Source organism: Xanthomonas euroxanthea, from assembly GCF_903989455.1.
GTDB classification, from domain to species: Bacteria; Pseudomonadota; Gammaproteobacteria; order Xanthomonadales; family Xanthomonadaceae; genus Xanthomonas; species Xanthomonas euroxanthea.
The window spans coordinates 2,523,975-2,539,921 of the sequence record NZ_LR861803.1; the positions used below are offsets into that span (position 1 = coordinate 2,523,975).

14 protein-coding genes are annotated in these 15,947 nt (G+C 64.4%); 6 read left to right on the forward strand and 8 right to left on the reverse strand.

Annotated features, from left to right (window positions below):
• Positions 1-395 precede the first annotated feature (395 nt).
• Complete coding sequence (locus H7A86_RS10665; protein WP_147421342.1) at positions 396-737, reverse strand: hypothetical protein; 342 nt, start codon at positions 735-737, stop codon at positions 396-398.
• A gap of 270 nt (positions 738-1,007) precedes the next feature.
• On the opposite strand from H7A86_RS10665, the gene H7A86_RS10670 reads away from it, so the two are divergent.
• The 3 genes from H7A86_RS10670 to H7A86_RS10680 all read left to right on the forward strand — a co-directional run bounded on the left by H7A86_RS10670 (position 1,008) and on the right by H7A86_RS10680 (position 3,845).
• Positions 1,008-1,424 (forward strand): hypothetical protein, encoded by a 417-nt coding sequence (locus H7A86_RS10670; RefSeq protein ID WP_104582623.1) that lies wholly within the window; start codon positions 1,008-1,010, stop codon positions 1,422-1,424.
• The gene (locus H7A86_RS10675; RefSeq protein WP_119131969.1) at positions 1,421-2,746 is read left to right on the forward strand and encodes a PQQ-dependent sugar dehydrogenase; all 1,326 of its coding nucleotides are present in this window, start codon (positions 1,421-1,423) and stop codon (positions 2,744-2,746) included. Before H7A86_RS10670 ends, H7A86_RS10675 begins: the two co-directional genes overlap by 4 nt.
• Positions 2,747-3,158: 412 nt before the next feature.
• A complete protein-coding gene (locus H7A86_RS10680; protein ID WP_119131968.1) occupies positions 3,159-3,845 on the forward strand; it encodes a thermonuclease family protein in 687 nt (228 codons plus the stop codon).
• Positions 3,846-4,012: 167 nt separating this feature from the next.
• Here the strand turns inward: H7A86_RS10680 and H7A86_RS10685 are convergent, their stop codons facing one another.
• The 5 genes from H7A86_RS10685 to H7A86_RS10705 form a co-directional block, all read right to left on the reverse strand.
• Positions 4,013-4,381, reverse strand: coding sequence for a response regulator (locus H7A86_RS10685; RefSeq protein WP_104582620.1), 369 nt, complete (start codon positions 4,379-4,381; stop codon positions 4,013-4,015).
• 1,025 nt (positions 4,382-5,406) lie between these two features.
• Entirely contained in the window at positions 5,407-6,087 is a 681-nt protein-coding gene (locus H7A86_RS10690; RefSeq protein ID WP_119131967.1) for a glycosyltransferase family 2 protein, read from the reverse strand.
• The gene (locus tag H7A86_RS10695) at positions 6,084-6,680 is read right to left on the reverse strand and encodes a class I SAM-dependent DNA methyltransferase (RefSeq protein WP_119131966.1); all 597 of its coding nucleotides are present in this window, start codon (positions 6,678-6,680) and stop codon (positions 6,084-6,086) included. Before H7A86_RS10695 ends, H7A86_RS10690 begins: the two co-directional genes overlap by 4 nt.
• Positions 6,677-7,438 carry a PIG-L deacetylase family protein gene (locus tag H7A86_RS10700; RefSeq protein WP_119131965.1) on the reverse strand — a complete coding sequence of 254 codons (762 nt, stop codon included), beginning with the start codon at positions 7,436-7,438 and terminating at the stop codon, positions 6,677-6,679. Before H7A86_RS10700 ends, H7A86_RS10695 begins: the two co-directional genes overlap by 4 nt.
• A complete protein-coding gene (locus H7A86_RS10705) occupies positions 7,426-8,421 on the reverse strand; it encodes an acyl-CoA dehydrogenase middle domain-containing protein (protein ID WP_180707851.1) in 996 nt (331 codons plus the stop codon). Before H7A86_RS10705 ends, H7A86_RS10700 begins: the two co-directional genes overlap by 13 nt.
• 392 nt (positions 8,422-8,813) lie before the next feature.
• On the opposite strand from H7A86_RS10705, the gene H7A86_RS10710 reads away from it, so the two are divergent.
• From H7A86_RS10710 to H7A86_RS10720, 3 genes are all read left to right on the forward strand, one after another.
• Positions 8,814-9,338 (forward strand): MarR family winged helix-turn-helix transcriptional regulator, encoded by a 525-nt coding sequence (locus tag H7A86_RS10710; protein ID WP_232099060.1) that lies wholly within the window; start codon positions 8,814-8,816, stop codon positions 9,336-9,338.
• Entirely contained in the window at positions 9,335-11,029 is a 1,695-nt protein-coding gene (locus H7A86_RS10715; protein ID WP_119131964.1) for an FAD-dependent monooxygenase, read from the forward strand. Before H7A86_RS10710 ends, H7A86_RS10715 begins: the two co-directional genes overlap by 4 nt.
• 108 nt (positions 11,030-11,137) lie before the next feature.
• Positions 11,138-12,166 (forward strand): Gfo/Idh/MocA family protein, encoded by a 1,029-nt coding sequence (locus H7A86_RS10720; protein WP_119131963.1) that lies wholly within the window; start codon positions 11,138-11,140, stop codon positions 12,164-12,166.
• Between the two features lie 123 nt (positions 12,167-12,289).
• Here the strand turns inward: H7A86_RS10720 and H7A86_RS10725 are convergent, their stop codons facing one another.
• Together H7A86_RS10725 and H7A86_RS10730 are read right to left on the reverse strand one after the other, a co-directional pair.
• Positions 12,290-14,551 carry a methyl-accepting chemotaxis protein gene (locus tag H7A86_RS10725; protein WP_119131962.1) on the reverse strand — a complete coding sequence of 754 codons (2,262 nt, stop codon included), beginning with the start codon at positions 14,549-14,551 and terminating at the stop codon, positions 12,290-12,292.
• Between the two features lie 365 nt (positions 14,552-14,916).
• Positions 14,917-15,858 carry a LysR family transcriptional regulator gene (locus H7A86_RS10730; protein ID WP_197944219.1) on the reverse strand — a complete coding sequence of 314 codons (942 nt, stop codon included), beginning with the start codon at positions 15,856-15,858 and terminating at the stop codon, positions 14,917-14,919.
• Positions 15,859-15,947 lie beyond the last annotated feature (89 nt).

Below are 15,947 nucleotides of genomic sequence, written 5' to 3' on the forward strand. Positions count from 1 at the left end.
ACACCAGCGCAGCCGTGGACAGGAGAGAGCGAGGCAGCGCGCTCGCACATGGCATCGCATCCCTCCACCGATCTAGGGGCAAGGCAGCGCGAATCCAAGCATCCGACGCCAAGCCGTCCCGCGTAGAGAGCGCCTTGGCGATGCACACATCACGCCGAATCGAACGCATCACGGTTGCGCGTTTCATCGCTGTTGCCTTGCCATGGATGCCGGCAGCCAGCATGAGGCAGATGCAACGCCGCGCCATCCATCCAGCTTGCATGGTCCTATGAGCGGTGCTCATCACTGCAGACCCGCATCGGACTTCAAGCCATCCTGAAAGCCTGCTGCCGATACTGCATGTAGGCGGCATAGGGCTGGCCGGATGCGCGCTCGATCGGGTGGGTCAGCACGCTTTAGTTGGAATCGTTGTAGCGAAACTGCGTGCCCGGATCGACTCCCGGTGGCAGATCCTTGAAGTCGTTTGTCAGGCTCAGCGCGTCGGTGTCTTCCCCTCGTGCCGCGCGAGGCCGCGCGGCATCCGGCTGCATCGCCTCCCGATTCCCGACATCGGTCATTGCGTAGGTCTGGCGCACTACGACCTTGTTCCCGCGGGTGACCAGCACGACATCGCCGGGCCGATTGCCGTCGAAGAAGGTGACGGCCTCACGCGCCAGTGCGGCGACCGTACGCGTCGTGGCCGCGGTGTCGGTCGCGCTGGCCGTGCCGGCCATGGTCAACGCGGTTGCCAGCAACATCATTGCGACTGCTTTCCTCTGCCTGCTCCTCCAGTGGATGGAGCCCAGCGTAGGGAGCGGCCTGGAGCACACATAGGGTTCCATGACCTACGTTCTATGACCTACGGTCGCGCCGGCGATCCAGCAGTTGCTCGGCGGGATGAGTGGTTTGGGCTTCCGACTTTTGTCTAAGTAGTCCATCGCACAGAAAAGACCCAGCATCACCGCGCTCATCACGTGGCAGCTGGCAGCATCGGGGCACGTTTCACCAACGCTCCCAATGAGTCCGCCATGAATTCCACTGCCATGCCCGCCCGATCCTGGGCCATCCATCCGTTCCACGCAGCCGTGCTCGGCGGTGTGTGGCCGCTGTTTCTCGGTACCTTGCTGAGCGACTACGCGTACTGGAGCAGCCATCAGATCCAGTGGGCCAATTTCGCCGCATGGCTGCTGATCGGTGCGATGGTGTTGACGACCATCGCGCTCCTGTGTGCGATCGTCGGCTTCGTTCGCGGAAGCCGCAACGTGATCTATGTGATCGCGCTCGGCGCCGCATGGATCGTCGGCTTCTTCGACGCCTTGCATCATGCGCGCGACGCCTGGGCGATCATGCCGGCGGCGTTGGCGTTTTCGTTGATCGCGACCGCGTTCGCGCTGGTTGCAACCTGGTCAGGGCTGTCCAGCCTGCGCGTGGGAGGTGCTCGATGAAGCGTCATACCCTGACCATCCTGTCGGTTTCCGTTCTCGCTGCCGCGCTTGCATCCTGCGGCAAGGCCCCAGAGCTCGCGCAACATGGCGCCAGCCCCGAACTGCCAGCACCGGATCGTGGCCTGTTGCCCGACATGACCATCGCCGAGCCGACCGCCTGGGGCGATCGCAAGCCCACCGTGCCTGCGGGTTACCGCATCGCTGCGATCGCCACCGGGCTGGGCATTCCACGCCAGACGCTGGTGTTGCCCAACGGCGACATCCTGGTTGCCGAAGGCCGCGGCGGCAGCGCACCCAACCTCAAGCCCAAGGACGTGATTGCCGGAGCGATCAAGGCCAAGGGCAACACCTCGGTCAAGAGCGGCAACCGCCTGACCTTGCTGCGCGATGCCGATGGTGACGGCACGTATGAACTGAAGACCGTCTTTGCCGACAAGCTCAATGCACCCTATGGGCTGGCACTGATCGGCAACGCACTTTATGTGGCAAATCAGGACGCACTGGTACGTTTCGACTATCAGCAGGGGCAGACCAAGGCCAGCGCTGCGCCCAGCAAGGTCACCGACTTGCCGTCGGCCATCAACCACCACTGGACCAAGGCCCTGACCGCCAGTGCGGATGGACGCTATCTGTATGTTGCGATCGGCTCCAACAGCAACATCACCGAGCGCGGCATGATTGCCGAGGTCGACCGCGCCCAGGTCTGGCAGGTGGATCCGGCAACCGGCGCCCACAAGAGTTATGCGACCGGCTTGCGCAATCCCACTGCATTGGCGATACAGCCCAGCAGCGGCGCACTGTGGGCCGTGGTCAACGAGCGTGACGAGATCGGTCCGAATCTGGTGCCCGACTACCTCACCTCGGTGCGCGAAGGCGGTTTCTACGGCTGGCCCTACAGCTACTGGGGCAAGAATGTGGACACGCGGGTCATGCCGCAGGATCCGCAGAAGGTTGCGTCGGCCATCGTGCCCGATTACGCGCTGGGCTCGCATGTCGCCGCACTCGGTGTGGCGTTCTCGTCGACCGCGATGGGGACGCAGTTTGCCGACGGCGTGTTCGTCGGCGAACACGGCAGCTGGAATCGCGACCCGCCAGTGGGCTACAAGGTGGTGTTCGTACCATTCCGCGATGGCCGCCCCGCGGGCAACCCGATCGACTTCGTCTCCGGCTTCCATGGCGACGATGGTCTGACCCGCGGCCGTCCGGTCGGCGTGACGCTCGACCCGCGGGGTGCATTGATCGTTGCGGACGACCTGGCCAATACGATCTGGCGCGTGACGCCGGATGCGGCTCCTGTGTCGCCACAACCGGCAGCGCAATAAGTCTGCCTGCATGCCCGGTTCCGCAAGGGACCGGGCGGCGCGTGGTGCTTGCGCGCGCCAACGGCGCACTGGGGCAGGGATGACCTGTCTCTCGGCAATGGCGAAACAACCGTCCAGAGATACACATCTACAAGGAATGACACCTTGTCCGTTACCTCGGGCACACCGCGTGTGCCCGGCCTTGAATGCGGCGGTCTGAACGTGATTCGATGAACGCCCCATGCCATGGCCTTCTCGCAGGCCGCGGCAAGGGATAGGCAGCGCCTTCCCGTTGGCATACAGTGCCGCCCCGCGTCGCTTGGTCGATGCGGGCACCAGCGCGATGGAAGCTGGTGAGCCAATCGGCTAGACGCTGTCACCCAGGCAAGAACAGACGGACCACGCTCTGCCGATCACCCGAGGCTTGTTGTTGATGTTGTCCAGATGTTCGGTGGTTGTTGTCGTTGCGCTGTTCGCCTCACCCGTTATCGCAGCAGAGCTGGTTGGCCGGGCAACCGTCACCGATGGTGACACCATCACGCTCGCGCAGAAGCGTATCCGCCTGTGGGGCGTCGATGCCCCCGAAAGCGCGCAGCAATGCACCAGCGATACCGGCAGCGCGTGGCCTTGCGGCCGGCGTTCCGCCGCTGCCCTGGATGGCTATCTGCGTGACAAGACGGTTCGCTGCCAACCCAAGGATACCGATCGCTACGGACGAGTCGTTGCCGAGTGCTACGTGCAGGGACAATCGGTCAACCGCTGGATGGTGCAGTCCGGTTGGGCGGTGGCCTACCGCGAGTACGCCACCGCGTTTGTCGCCGACGAACGCACCGCGCAGCAACAGCGGCGCAACCTCTGGGCCGGCACCTTCCAGATGCCAGCCGACTACCGTCGCGGCAAACGCAACCAATCGGCATGGCGGGCTCAGGCGGCAGCACAGACGCAGCTGCCTTCGCACTGCGCCATCAAGGGCAATATCTCGAGCAAGGGCAGCAAGATCTTCCACATGCCCGGGCAACGCGACTACCAGCGGACCAGCATCTCACCTGCGAAGGGCGAGCGCTTTTTCTGCACCAGCCAGGAAGCGATCAATGCAGGCTGGCGACGTGCGGCAAGATGATGCCGGGCAGCGATCGGGGACCGATCGTGATGCACGGATTCCACGACGACGGCGATGGTTTCACCGGCTTGTCGCGAATCGATCGATCCGGCCTGCGCAATGCCCCTGCCTTGAAACCTGCGCATGCTCGATCGGACGAGGGTAGGGTTGCCTCGCCGCGGGCCACGCTAATGGCCGACGAATGCCTCGATATTCTGGACCAGGCTGCGGCGATTGTAAGGCTTGCTTAAAAACATCGTCCGGCTGGGCAATCCCTTGGGAGAATGCCCTAACCCCGATGTCAGAATTGCCGGCAGATTGTTGCCGTCGGCACGCAGATACGAAATCAGGCCGTATCCATCCAGGAGCCCCGGCATCTGAAGGTCGGTGAACACGAGCGCTATCGCAGGACAATGATCGATTTGCTCCAGCGCGCCTTGGGCATCGCTGGCAGTCACGACCGCATAGCCACTTTCGGTCAGCAACAAGGTGGCGATCTCGAGGGTATCGGCATCGTCCTCGACAATCAGGATCAGTTTTTCGTTGTGAGAGCCCATAACGCAGTTTTCCGAAAATACATGCACCACACTACGTTTCCCACGCGAAAAACGCGTGATCGATTCGGCCACACTGAACAGCGCGCAGGATTTTCCCGTCCATCGCTCTGGGCGAGTCGTCGAGCCGTTGCTGGATTCCACCAGGGAAGTGCCCTGGATGGACGCGTCAGCGACGTCAACGTGCATGCATTGGCATATCTGGCGCGTGTCGATGGCGCATGCAGTGGGGCGGCTCCGGGCAGCATGATGGCAAAAACGGTTCAGGCGACACGTGCGGCAAGCAGTCGCTGCCGCCGAGCGCGGCGCGTTGTCTGACCAAGCGAACGTCGCAGCACGGCGAGGCGGTTGCTCAACCGTTGGACGGTGTCGTCCATACCCTGAAACAATGTGCTGGCTGGCAGCGGCGTTACCTGGTTGCCGACATCAGACATGCCCGAAACAGCTAGACACTCTCGAGAATGCCCAGCGGCGTCACCGTGCATCGGTCCATCCATTGTCTGGCGTAATGGTGCGCGGCAAGCTGCGTGTCGAATCGCACTGCATGTCGTTGGCCGTACAAGGTGATTCCATCATCGAACGACACCAGGATCTCCGGGGAGAAAACGCCGTCCACCGGAAACGTATGTGCAGTCAATCGGTAACGACCGATTTGCCGAAACATCGTGGGGGCCATCATAACCTCGGTAGCGGCAGTGGCCGCCTTGCCGGTTGCAGTCAGTCAATACGCAGTTGCACCTTGATCGCTATTTTTTCAATATGCAAGCGATATGGAGAATAATCTGCAGGCGGCAATGGAATCAAAAGAACGCGACCGCAACAGTATATGCACAGCCCGCTTATACAGATAAACATAGGGTCTCTTGGAGCGGCAGCTGGCGGTGATCGAACTAGCGAGCAGCGGGATAAACTGATTTATCTACGCTGCCTGCAAACGCGATCGCTTCCAACGTGGGCAAGCGATCGATACGGGCTGGCGGTTCGGCTGCTTGCTGTCGAATGACGCGGTAAGGCGCTCAGCGACGACATCAACTACCCAGCACCGGCTCGCCTGCCAGCACGGCCATCTCCAGGCGCGCCAGATGATCGCTGAATCCGCCGGTCGCGCGGGCGATACGGCGTGCGCTGGTATTGACGACCGGCTTGACCAGGCGGGCAATCTGCATGCCCGCACGCTCCAATGCCGACACCAGCGCCACGTCTTCGCTGCACTTCAGCGCAGAGAAGCCACCGGCTGCCACATAAGCGGCCACACTCATGCCCAGATTGGCGCCATGCACATGCGGGTGACCGTCGCGACGAATTTCCTTGGCCAGGAAGGCTTGCCGTGTTTCGGGGCGGAAATCGTGCCAATCGGTCACTTCCACCACGCCACAGAACACATCGGCGGCGCAATCGAGCTGCGCCGAGAGCCAATCCGGCGGCACGCAGGTGTCGGCATCGGTAAACGCAAGCCAGCGCGCCCCGCGCGCGATCGCGGCCGAGGCCGCCGCTGCACGCGCAATGCCGACGCCCCCGCAGGTAGTAACGGTTCTTGCGCCATGCGCGCGGGCGATCGCGCCGGTGCCGTCGGTGCAGCGATCAAGCGCGACGTGGATTTCCACGCGCTCTCCACACAGGTGCGGGTGCGCGGCTGCCACCAGAATGGACTGCAGGCAGTCGCCGATCAGATCCGCTTCGTTATGCGCCGGGATGGTGACCGCGATCATCGCAGCTGCTCCTGTTGCGCAATCGATGGGCCCGACATCCAGGCCTGCAACACGAAGTCCGCGTCCTGATAAACGCACAACGTGTCCATTGCCAATGCATGGTTCAGCGCGCCGTGGACCTGCTCGGCGCTGCGCAGCGCACCCTCGAAGGCATGCCGCCAGTGACACGCCACAAGACAGCCCCGGGCGGTGAGCGAGCGGGCGAACAGCGCGACGGTTTTTTCGAACGCCGGATCTGCGAGGTAATAGCCCACCTCACTGAAGACAATCAGGTCGAACAGACCCTCCGGCCAGTCCGACGGGTGCGCCGCCTGTTGCAGCGTGACCGCAGGCAGCCCCTGCACGCGCGCGCTCGCCAGCTCGACCGCCTGCTGCGACAGATCCGTGGCCAGCAGCGTGTCGCAGCGCGGTGCCAATTGCGCGGTCAGCTCGCCGTTGGAACATCCAAATTCCCAGCCACGCGCGAACCTTGCGTAGGGCAGGGCACCGAGCAGGATGTCGCGCTTGCGCTGCTCGTACCAGCGCGAGCGATAGCCGAAGGGGTCTTCATCGGCATACATCTGCTCGAAGTGCTCAACGCTCAGCACCGTCATCGGATGAATACCTCAAACGGCCGCGCAAAGCGCTCCAGCACCGACGGCGGCAGAATCGGGTCTGCAACCGCCGGCGTGCAATGGCCCAACTGGGTGGCAAAGCAGGCGATGGCATCCTGCTTGGCACGCAGCACTGCAGGCGCCAGATCCAGGCGCACCGCAGAGCCATCGCCAAATACGGCGTCTTCCGGACGCGACCAATGCCACGCCCAGACCGGGTATTGCAGACGCCGGGCAGACTGCGCCTTGCACGCGGCACGGGTCGCACGCGACGCCGCCTCATGATCGGGATGGCCATCGCGCTCCCAGGTCACCAGCACCGTGTCCTGCGCAGTGATCAGACTGCCGATGGTTTCTGCCATGCGCGCTTCGGACGCCGCCAGCGCACCATCGCCCAATGCGAGGTGGATCAGTGCGCTCGGCAATACGCCCAGCTGCTGCGCCGCTGCATCCAGTTCCAGGCGCCGCGCCGGGCCCAGCACCTGCGGACGCCAACCGGGTTCATCCGGATAGGCCTGCTCACCGTCGGTCAACGCGATGATCAACACCGGCATGCCGGCGGCACGCGCGGCAGCAATCAATCCGCCACAGCCGAGCACTTCATCGTCCGGATGTGGCGCAACCACCACCAGGCGCTGGCTGCCTTGCAGCAGCTGCGGCAGGGTGACGCGTGGCAGCGCACTCAGACACGGCGCGGCGCGCCATGCCGCTTCCGGCGTGCCTGCGCCTTCGATGGGCCGCCCGGCTAGATCTTCCATGGCGATGCCTCCTGCTGGCACAGCTCGCCCAGGGCCTGCAGGTCGCGTTCGGCATGATGTTGCCGAATGAATACCGACACGTCGGCGCAGCGCTGCGCATGTGCGCGGTTATTGCACAACGGCCCTGGCCCCAATGCGCGAGCGACCCGGTCCAGCGTATCGCGTGCGACCGCTTCGACCACGCTGCGGACCTGCAGGACGCCACGCAGATGTGCCTGCTGCGGCTGCGCATCGATGCGCAAGGCAAGCTGACGCAACAACGCAGCGGCAGATGCCAGGCCTGCATCGATGGCGCCCAGATGCGCGGCCGCGTGCGGGTCCTTGCTCAGGCGTGCAGAGGCGCGCAGCACATCGGCAACTGCGGCGGTGGCGCCGAACCAGCACGCAGCGATGCCGGCGCCTCCATGCCAGAAGCCAGGTCGGGTCAGGTACGCGTCGGCCGCGCCGATCTGCCGCGCCGGCGCATCGGAGAAGCGGACATTGGCCGTCTCGATGCCTTGCATCCCCACTGCCTGCCACGCACTGCCGTCGATCTGTATACCGGGCTGATCCAGTGCCACCGCAAACAGGCAGCTGCTGCCTGCATGGGACGTGGTCACCAGCGCATGCGTCACCTGCGCGGCGCCGGAACACCACGCCTTGGTGCCGCTGAGCGTCTGCCCGGAAAAACGCATATCGGACCCCGGTGGCTCGGCCGCCCACACCGCCCAGCGCTGTGTCGGCGTCATGATATCCACGTCCAGGTCGGCGCAGATGGCCTGAGCGTCGTAATGGGCTTCCAGCAACTTGGCCACGCACAGGTCTTCTGCCGCGATATCGGCCAGCGTCTGCCAGCGCTCCAGGGTGTGGCCGCGCCCGGGAAGCGGCAACGTGGGATGTGTGCGGAGCCACCTGTCCGCAATCGAATGCTTGAGCCCGTCATTGACGGCTGAATCCGTGCTCGCCGTGAAGGCAAGGGTGTTCGATGAAATACGTGCGCTCATTCAAACAAGCTAAGCAGCACACGGTGCAAGGGGTGTGACGCGTGAGGCGGGTTCTGGACCAGCGAAGCGAGCAGAAGTGCAGGCAGATCGTCACACCTCGCCGGGCGGATCGATACGCTGGAGACCGTTTCATTGTGGCCGAACGTGGCGCCGCTGACGCGTCTGTATGCATGACCAGCCAGGCTCAGCAGCGCTGTCCAGTGCAGTGTTTGCCCATCTGAGTCGCGTCGCAGGCCATAGGGCGACACGGTGACGCACGTGCCTGCCTGCGTGCTCGACACCAGCACCCTGCAATGTCGCTCGGGTTCGGGATGCAGGAAGCGTCCACGTGTGCAGAACAGCCGCAGCAACCGGCGGCGGACTCGATTCGATAATTGACAGCATACTGTCAAATGAGCAGCATGCTGCGGATGAGCACCCAAAACGATTTACTGGCTGTCCGCAACCTGGTCATCAAGATCTTCGAAACCAACGGCCGCCTGGTCGAGACCGGTAATGCACTGGTGCGTTCGGCCGGGCTGACAACCGCGTGGTGGCAGGTGCTGGGCGCCCTGGGCTATTCGCCGATGCCGCTGCCGGTGGCGCATATCGCGCGCAACATGGGCATCACGCGGCAGGCGGTGCAGCGCGTCGTCGATCTATTGCTGGAGCAGGGATTCGTCGCGCTCCAACCCAACCCTCATCACCAGCGCGCAAAGCTGGTGGTGCTCACGCGCACAGGCCGCGCTGCACTGGACGCAGCCGAAGCCGCCGCCGCTCCGCTCGACCAGCGGATGCTGGATCGCATCGGAGCCAGGCGCGTGGCAACCGCGCTCGCGGTGCTTGGCGAAATGAACCAGGTGATGGCGCAGGACCTCGCTGCGCCGACCGCGCCCGCCGAGGCACCACGCGTTTCCCGAAGAAAGGGCAAGCCATGAACACTGCCGTGCACCGCGATGTCGACACCCACGTCATCATCGTCGGCGGTGGCCCGATCGGCCTGACCACCGCCTGCGCGCTCGCCCATCACGGCGTCGACTTCCGTATCGTCGAACAACGCGTGCATGCCAGGCCGCATTCGCGCGCCAACAATCTCTGGGCGCGGCCGCAGGAGCTGCTTCACAGCATTGGCATCCGCGATGCGCTGGCGGAAAAGTCGTATCGGATCACCAAGGTCAGCACCTTGCTCAATGGGCAGGCCGTCGACCCGGTCGACATTGCCGATGTCCCCAGCCCGTACGCGCAGGTGCTCTACAGCGGCCAGGACGTCATCGAAACCGTCCTGGCCGAGCAGCTCGCGGCGAAAGGTAGCAGCGTCGAGCGCGGCCGCAGGATGGTCGGCTTCGAACAGGATGCTGACGGTGTCACCGTCACGCTGGCAACATGCAGCAACGATCACGTCGATGGCCCGACCGAGCAACTACGCTGCCGTTACCTGATCGGCGCCGATGGCGGCGACAGTGTCGTACGCAAACAGCTCGGGCTGGATTTCGAGCCCCAAAAGTTGCCCAACCGCATGAACCGGCAAGTGGATGCCAAGCTGCGCTGGCGGCGCTCCACCGATTTCGATCAACTCTGGTTTTTCTATTACCCCAAGGGTTTTTGTGGTGTCTTGCCGGTCTGGGGCGGCTACCACCGCCTGTTTTTCCTGGCCGATGACGCCGGCATCGCGGAACGCGACCCGACGCTGGAGGAAATGCAGGCCATCGCGCGCGCGGTGACCGAAGACCCGACACTGACGTTGAGCGATCCGATCTGGCTGACGCACAGCCGCTTCCAGCATGGCACTGCAGCGCAGTACGCCAAGGGGCGCGTGCTGCTGGTCGGCGACGCCGGCCATCGCACCTTGCCGATCGGCGGGCAGGGCATGAATGCAGGCCTGCACGATGCGATCGGCCTGGCATGGCGGCTGGCGATGACCTTGCAAGGCAAGGCCGCGCCGGTGGTGCTCGACTCCTACGATGGGGAGCGCGGCGGCGAACACCGTGCGCTCGACGCGCGACAAGCGCGTGGCTTCCACACCAGCGTCTACCGCGGCCCGGTTACCGATGCAGCCATGGGCATCGCCGCCAAGCTCATTCCCACCATCGGCACGCTGATTCAGGGCTCGGACGATCTGCAGCAGTTGTCGGTGGCCTATCCGCAAAGCCCGCTCAACGACGATCATCTCGGCGGCCTGCGCGAACTGCTTCAGCGCCGCGTCCCGCACTGCGGCGACCGCGCACCCGATGCGGCCATCGTCGCTGCCGATGGCAGCTCGACAACGCTGTTCGCACATCTCTACAACCCGGATGGATGGAGCTGGGGATGGTCGCTGCTTGCCTTCGACGGGCGGCAGCCCGATGCCATGCCACGGCTGCGCCTGGCGCTTGCCGAGCTGGACGCATGGCCGTGGGTGCGGCCCAGGCTCATCCTGGCCGCAGCCGTACCACAGCCCGACGATGCCACCGCATTGTCGGACCTGGATGGTGCCGCGCATGCCGCCTACGGCATCGCAGACACCAGCGCGCTGATCCTGGTGCGGCCGGATGGCCACATCGCCTTCCGCGGCCGTGCCGATGCGCCGGAACTGCTGCGCGCCTACTGCGAACGCGTCTTTGTCCCGGCGGTGCAAGGCACTGCAGGCTGAGCCTGCCGCGTCCCGTCCAAACCGGCCAATGCCGCTGCAAGCTGGCACCACCTGGAACGCTGGTCCCGCTTTGTTAGGATGCGCACCTGCGACCCAGGAGCCAAGCGCATGCCGCCAACCGTGTTTCCCGAGCCCGAGCTGTTCCTGCCGGAGCGCGGCGAGCCGTCGTTGCGATGGGGTGTGCTGGGACCTGGATCGATCGCCTCCGCGTTCGTGAGCGCGCTGCGCAGCCATACCGGGCAACAGCCATTCGCGGTGGCCTCGCGTACGCGTGCGCGTGCCGAGGCCTTTGCAAGAACGTGGGCGATGCAGCGCGCCTATGACAGCTACGCGGCGCTGGTCGAGGACCGCGATGTCGATATCGTCTATATCGCCACCCCGCACAGCGAACATCTGCAACATGGCTTGCTGGCGCTGCGCGCGGGCAAACATGTGTTGATCGAAAAGCCCATCACCACGCGCGCCAACGATGCGCGCGTGCTGGTGCAGGAGGCGCGGCAGCGCGGTCTGTTCCTGATGGAAGCCATGTGGAGCCGCTACCTGCCGCACACCGCGGTGCTGCGACAACTGCTGGCCGATGGAGCGCTGGGCGAGCTTCGGCATGTGTTTGCCGACCTGAGCCAGCGCGGCCCCGGCGATGCCGCGCATCGACAGCGCAATCCCGCGCTCGGCGGCGGCGCGCTGCTGGACCTGGGCGTGTATGCGGTGCAGCTCTCCTCGATGATCCTGGGCGCACCGACCACGATCGCGACGACCGGCGCGCTGACCGACACCGGCGTGGATGCCTTTTCGACCATGGTGCTGTCGCATGGCGGCACCGCGCAATCCACCCTGATCAGTTCCATCGTGGCCCGCAGCAGCTCCAGCGCCTATGTCACCGGCGGCCGAGGCCGCATCGATCTTGCCGGCGAGTTCCATAACCCGACTTCGCTGAGCCTGGTCGGCAACGACCACGCCAGCACGCCGGCGGTGTGGAGGGACCCAACCGGCGTCACCGGCTACGCAGGCCTGTCGTGGCAAGCGACAGCCGCCGCGCGTTACATCGGGGAAGGGCGCACGGAATCGCCGCTCCATCCACTGGACGAAGTGATCCAGATCATGACCACCCTGGATGCGGCGCGCGCGCAGCTGGGATGACAGGCAGCGTTCTGCCTGGGCACATCCTCACGTCTGGATTGCATCGCCTGGCGCGTTGGCCGCAGGTTCGATCCCCCAAACGCAAACGGCCCGGACGAGCCGGGCCGTTTGCAACGTGCGCGATCAGAACTCCTGCCAGTCGTTTGCATCGTGCGCAGCGCCTGCGGCCACCGGCCGGTTGACTGCAGGTGCCTGGCGTAGCGGATTTTTGACAGCAACGGCGGGGCGGCCAGCAATCACGCGGGGCGGTGTCGCAACCGGCGTTGCCGGACGCGTGGTGCGTGTACCGTCGTCGCTGATCTTGAACACCGACACTGCCTGGGTCAGCTGCACGGCCTGTTCTTCCATCGAGCGTGCCGCCGCGGTGGCTTCTTCCACCAGCGCGGCGTTCTGCTGCGTGGTTTCGTCCATTTGCGTCACGGTGGTGTTGACCTGTTCGATGCCGGCCGACTGCTCCTGCGATGCCGCGGAGATCTCGCCCATGATGTCGGTCACACGCTGCACGCTGGCCACGATCTCGGCCATCGTGGAGCCCGCCGTATGCACCAGCGTCGAGCCTTCGGCGACCCGCTCGACCGAATCGTCGATCAGGCTCTTGATCTCCTTCGCCGCCGCGGTGGAGCGCTGGGCCAGCGTCCGCACTTCCGATGCCACCACGGCAAAGCCGCGGCCTTGCTCGCCGGCACGTGCTGCTTCCACCGCCGCATTCAGGGCCAGGATGTTGGTCTGGAACGAGATGCCGTCGATGACGGAGATGATGTCGGCAATCTTCCTGGACGAGGCCTCGATACCGGCCATGGTCCCCACGACCTTGCTCACGATCTCGCCGCCTTGCGACGCCACGCCCGCCGCACCGATCGCCAGCTGATTGGCCTGGCGGGCGTGTTCGGCATTCTGGCGCACGTTGGAGGTCAGCTCTTCCATCGAGGCGGCGGTTTCTTCCAGGTTTGCGGCCTGCTGCTCGGTCCGCTGCGACAGGTCCTGATTGCCGGCGGCGATTTCGCTGGCGGCGGCATTGATCGACACGGCAGAGTGCTGGATGCGGCCGACAATCTCCGCCAGCTGCGCGGCAGTGGCGTTGGCGTCGTCACGCATCTGCGCGAACACGCCCTTGAAGTCACCGGTCATCCGTGCGGTGAGATCGCCTGCGGCGATGGATTGCAGCAGCGACGACAGCGATTGCAGGTTGCCGTCGGCAGTGGCCATGAGCTGGTTGAGGCTATCGACCATCACATGGAAATCGTATTGAAAACGCTCGGCATCGCCACGTGCGCTGAAGTCGCCATTGGCCGCAGATTGCGCCAGCTGCTTGATCTCGTGGTTCATCGCAGACAGGTTGGCCTTCACCTCGTCCATGGTCTGCGTCAGCACGGCTTTTTCGCCGGGCAGGCGCTCCATGCTCTCGCTGAGGTCGCCGATCGCATAGCGCCCCATGATGCGTGCCAGGTTCGCCTGCACCGCCAGGTGCGAAGCCACCAGCGTATTGGTGTCACCGGCCATGCGGCCGTAGTCGCCAGGAAACGCCGTGGCATCGATGCGGAAACTGGTCTGGCCATCATCGTGGCGCCTGGCCATGTCGCTCTGCGCGCTGAGCAAGGATTGCAGCTGCGTCTGCATGCCACGCATGGCGCGCAGCAGCCGGCCGGCTTCATCCCTGGCATCACTGTCCACGTCATTGTCCAACTGGCCGTTGGCAATTGCCTCTGCGGCCCGGGTTGCGCGTGCCAGCGGCTGGGTCAGGCTGCGGGTGATGAGCCAGGCGAGCAGGCTGCTGATCACCACCACGGCAATGCCACCGCAGATGATCAGCAGCTTGCCGCGATTCATCGACGCCACGGCGTCTGCGTAGGCTTGCTGGCTCTGGCTTTCCTGTCGCGTCACCAGCTCGCGGATCTTGTCCTGCCATGCCATCGTCGCCGGGCGCGCTTTTTCGCTCAGCAAGGCCTGCGCGGGCGCATTGTCGTTTTGCGCGGCCAGCGCCATGACCTGATCGTTGATCTTGCCCGAGATCGCGCGTCGTTCGTCCATCTCGGTGCGAATCTTGCGACCTTCCTCGGAGCTGGGCAGCGTATCGAGCTTGGCCCGCAACTCGTTGTAGCGCTGGCGCTGCGCCTTGATGGTGGTGAGCGCTTCGTTGTTGAGTTCATCGCTGGTGGCCATGGCATAGGTGCCAAGCGCAATCAGGATCGATGAGTTGGCATCCAGCATGCCGTTGCCGATCTGGATCTTGGCCATGCGGTCGAGCACGATGAAATCGAATTGCTGCCTTGCGTTGGCCAGGGTGACCAGGCCGGTTGCCACCAGCAGGCTCGACAGCAGGATCAGGGCACCGAAGGCGATGCCGAGACGGCGGCCGACGTTATAGCGTTGCAAATAAGCAGTCATGCGGGTCGTCCTGATGTCCAGTGGGTGGCACCGGCCGGCACCGCGTGATGTTCGCGTGAATGCCTCGGCAACGTGATAACGACGCGACAAAGGCAAACTTAAACCCTCCGCTCCAGCCCGCATTTAGCTGATATTTTCGTTCAAGCAGGTCAGGGAAAAACCGACTGGCGGCGCCGCGAATATCCAGATGACAATGCTGACGTTGCTTGCCTCGATACCGCGCTCTGTCTTCTGTGTAGTCTTATCAGACGACTACCACGGCAGACAGCCCTGTGCGGGAGATCGCGTCGTCTGCTTCAAAGCGCTTTGTACCGCGTGCAGAGCGAGCCACGTTGCAGTACCGATACGCCGCGAATCGTGCCGCCTCATCGCCTGGCTCGCTTGCGCGGCTTGCCTGTGTCGTTGGGGAACACGCGGGCACTGAGAAAGTCGACAAACGCGCGTACCTTCGGCGATGGATGCTTGCTTGCGGGCCACAGCACGTTGAATACGCCGGTCCGCTCGACGTGATCCGCCAGCACTGGCAGCAGGCGTCCGTCTGCAAGCAGATCGCCGATAGCAAAGTCCGGCAGGCAGGCGATCCCCAGCCCCAGTGCTGCGAAATGCACGCGCGTTTCGATGTTGTTGCAGATCATCGCAGTGGGCAGCACCAGCTCGGTGTCATGCCGTCGCAGGCGCAGCGGCCAGGTTTCCAGCTTTCCCGAGTTCGGGGAGCGGTAGTGCAGGCAGGCATGCTGCAGCAGATCGCCTGGCAGACGTGGCATCCCGCGCTGTGCGAGATAATCGGGTGAGGCGACCAACATCATCTGGAAGCGGCCAAGGCGCCTGGCCGACAGACGCGAATCACTCGGCTCGCCGGTGCGCACCACCGCATCGAAGCCGTCTTCGATCACGTCCACCATCCGTTCGCTGAAATCCAGGTCCAGTTCGATCTCGGGATACTGCCGCATGAATTCAGCGAGCACCGGCAGCATCAGCGAACTGACCAGCGGCAGGCTGACGCGCAGGCGCCCGCGCGGTGTCGCGACCGCCTGCGACAGTTCCAGCTCCGCAGCCTCGATCTCGGCAAGGATGCGGCGGCTGCGCTCCAGAAACAGCGCGCCTTCGGCGGTCAGCGTGACGCTGCGCGTGCTGCGATGGAACAGACGTACGCCGAGCTTGTCCTCCAGCCGCACCACGCGCTTGCCGACCGCCGAGGCGGAGACGCCCAATAGCCGGCCCGCCGCCACGAAGCTACGCGTTTCGGCGACCTGCACGAACACCACGAATCCGCTGAGACTTTCCACTGCATTCCTGATTACGGACATCCACGTCCGTACACTCAGGAACTCTACCCCAGTTTTTCTGCAATCAAGGGCTGTCTAACCTGCACGCACCCGTCACTGACAACCCGTTT

Coding starts and splice junctions, on each gene's coding strand:
- H7A86_RS10730 (WP_197944219.1), bottom strand. CDS start 15,858: ATGTCCGTAATCAGGAATGCAGTGGAAAGTCTCAGCGGATTCGTGGTG.
- H7A86_RS10685 (WP_104582620.1), bottom strand. CDS start 4,381: ATGGGCTCTCACAACGAAAAACTGATCCTGATTGTCGAGGACGATGCC.
- H7A86_RS10670 (WP_104582623.1), top strand. CDS start 1,008: ATGAATTCCACTGCCATGCCCGCCCGATCCTGGGCCATCCATCCGTTC.
- H7A86_RS10695 (WP_119131966.1), bottom strand. CDS start 6,680: ATGACGGTGCTGAGCGTTGAGCACTTCGAGCAGATGTATGCCGATGAA.
- H7A86_RS10675 (WP_119131969.1), top strand. CDS start 1,421: ATGAAGCGTCATACCCTGACCATCCTGTCGGTTTCCGTTCTCGCTGCC.
- H7A86_RS10725 (WP_119131962.1), bottom strand. CDS start 14,551: ATGACTGCTTATTTGCAACGCTATAACGTCGGCCGCCGTCTCGGCATC.
- H7A86_RS10715 (WP_119131964.1), top strand. CDS start 9,335: ATGAACACTGCCGTGCACCGCGATGTCGACACCCACGTCATCATCGTC.
- H7A86_RS10710 (WP_232099060.1), top strand. CDS start 8,814: ATGAGCAGCATGCTGCGGATGAGCACCCAAAACGATTTACTGGCTGTC.
- H7A86_RS10690 (WP_119131967.1), bottom strand. CDS start 6,087: ATGATCGCGGTCACCATCCCGGCGCATAACGAAGCGGATCTGATCGGC.
- H7A86_RS10700 (WP_119131965.1), bottom strand. CDS start 7,438: ATGGAAGATCTAGCCGGGCGGCCCATCGAAGGCGCAGGCACGCCGGAA.
- H7A86_RS10705 (WP_180707851.1), bottom strand. CDS start 8,421: ATGAGCGCACGTATTTCATCGAACACCCTTGCCTTCACGGCGAGCACG.
- H7A86_RS10720 (WP_119131963.1), top strand. CDS start 11,138: ATGCCGCCAACCGTGTTTCCCGAGCCCGAGCTGTTCCTGCCGGAGCGC.
- H7A86_RS10680 (WP_119131968.1), top strand. CDS start 3,159: ATGTTGTCCAGATGTTCGGTGGTTGTTGTCGTTGCGCTGTTCGCCTCA.
- H7A86_RS10665 (WP_147421342.1), bottom strand. CDS start 737: ATGTTGCTGGCAACCGCGTTGACCATGGCCGGCACGGCCAGCGCGACC.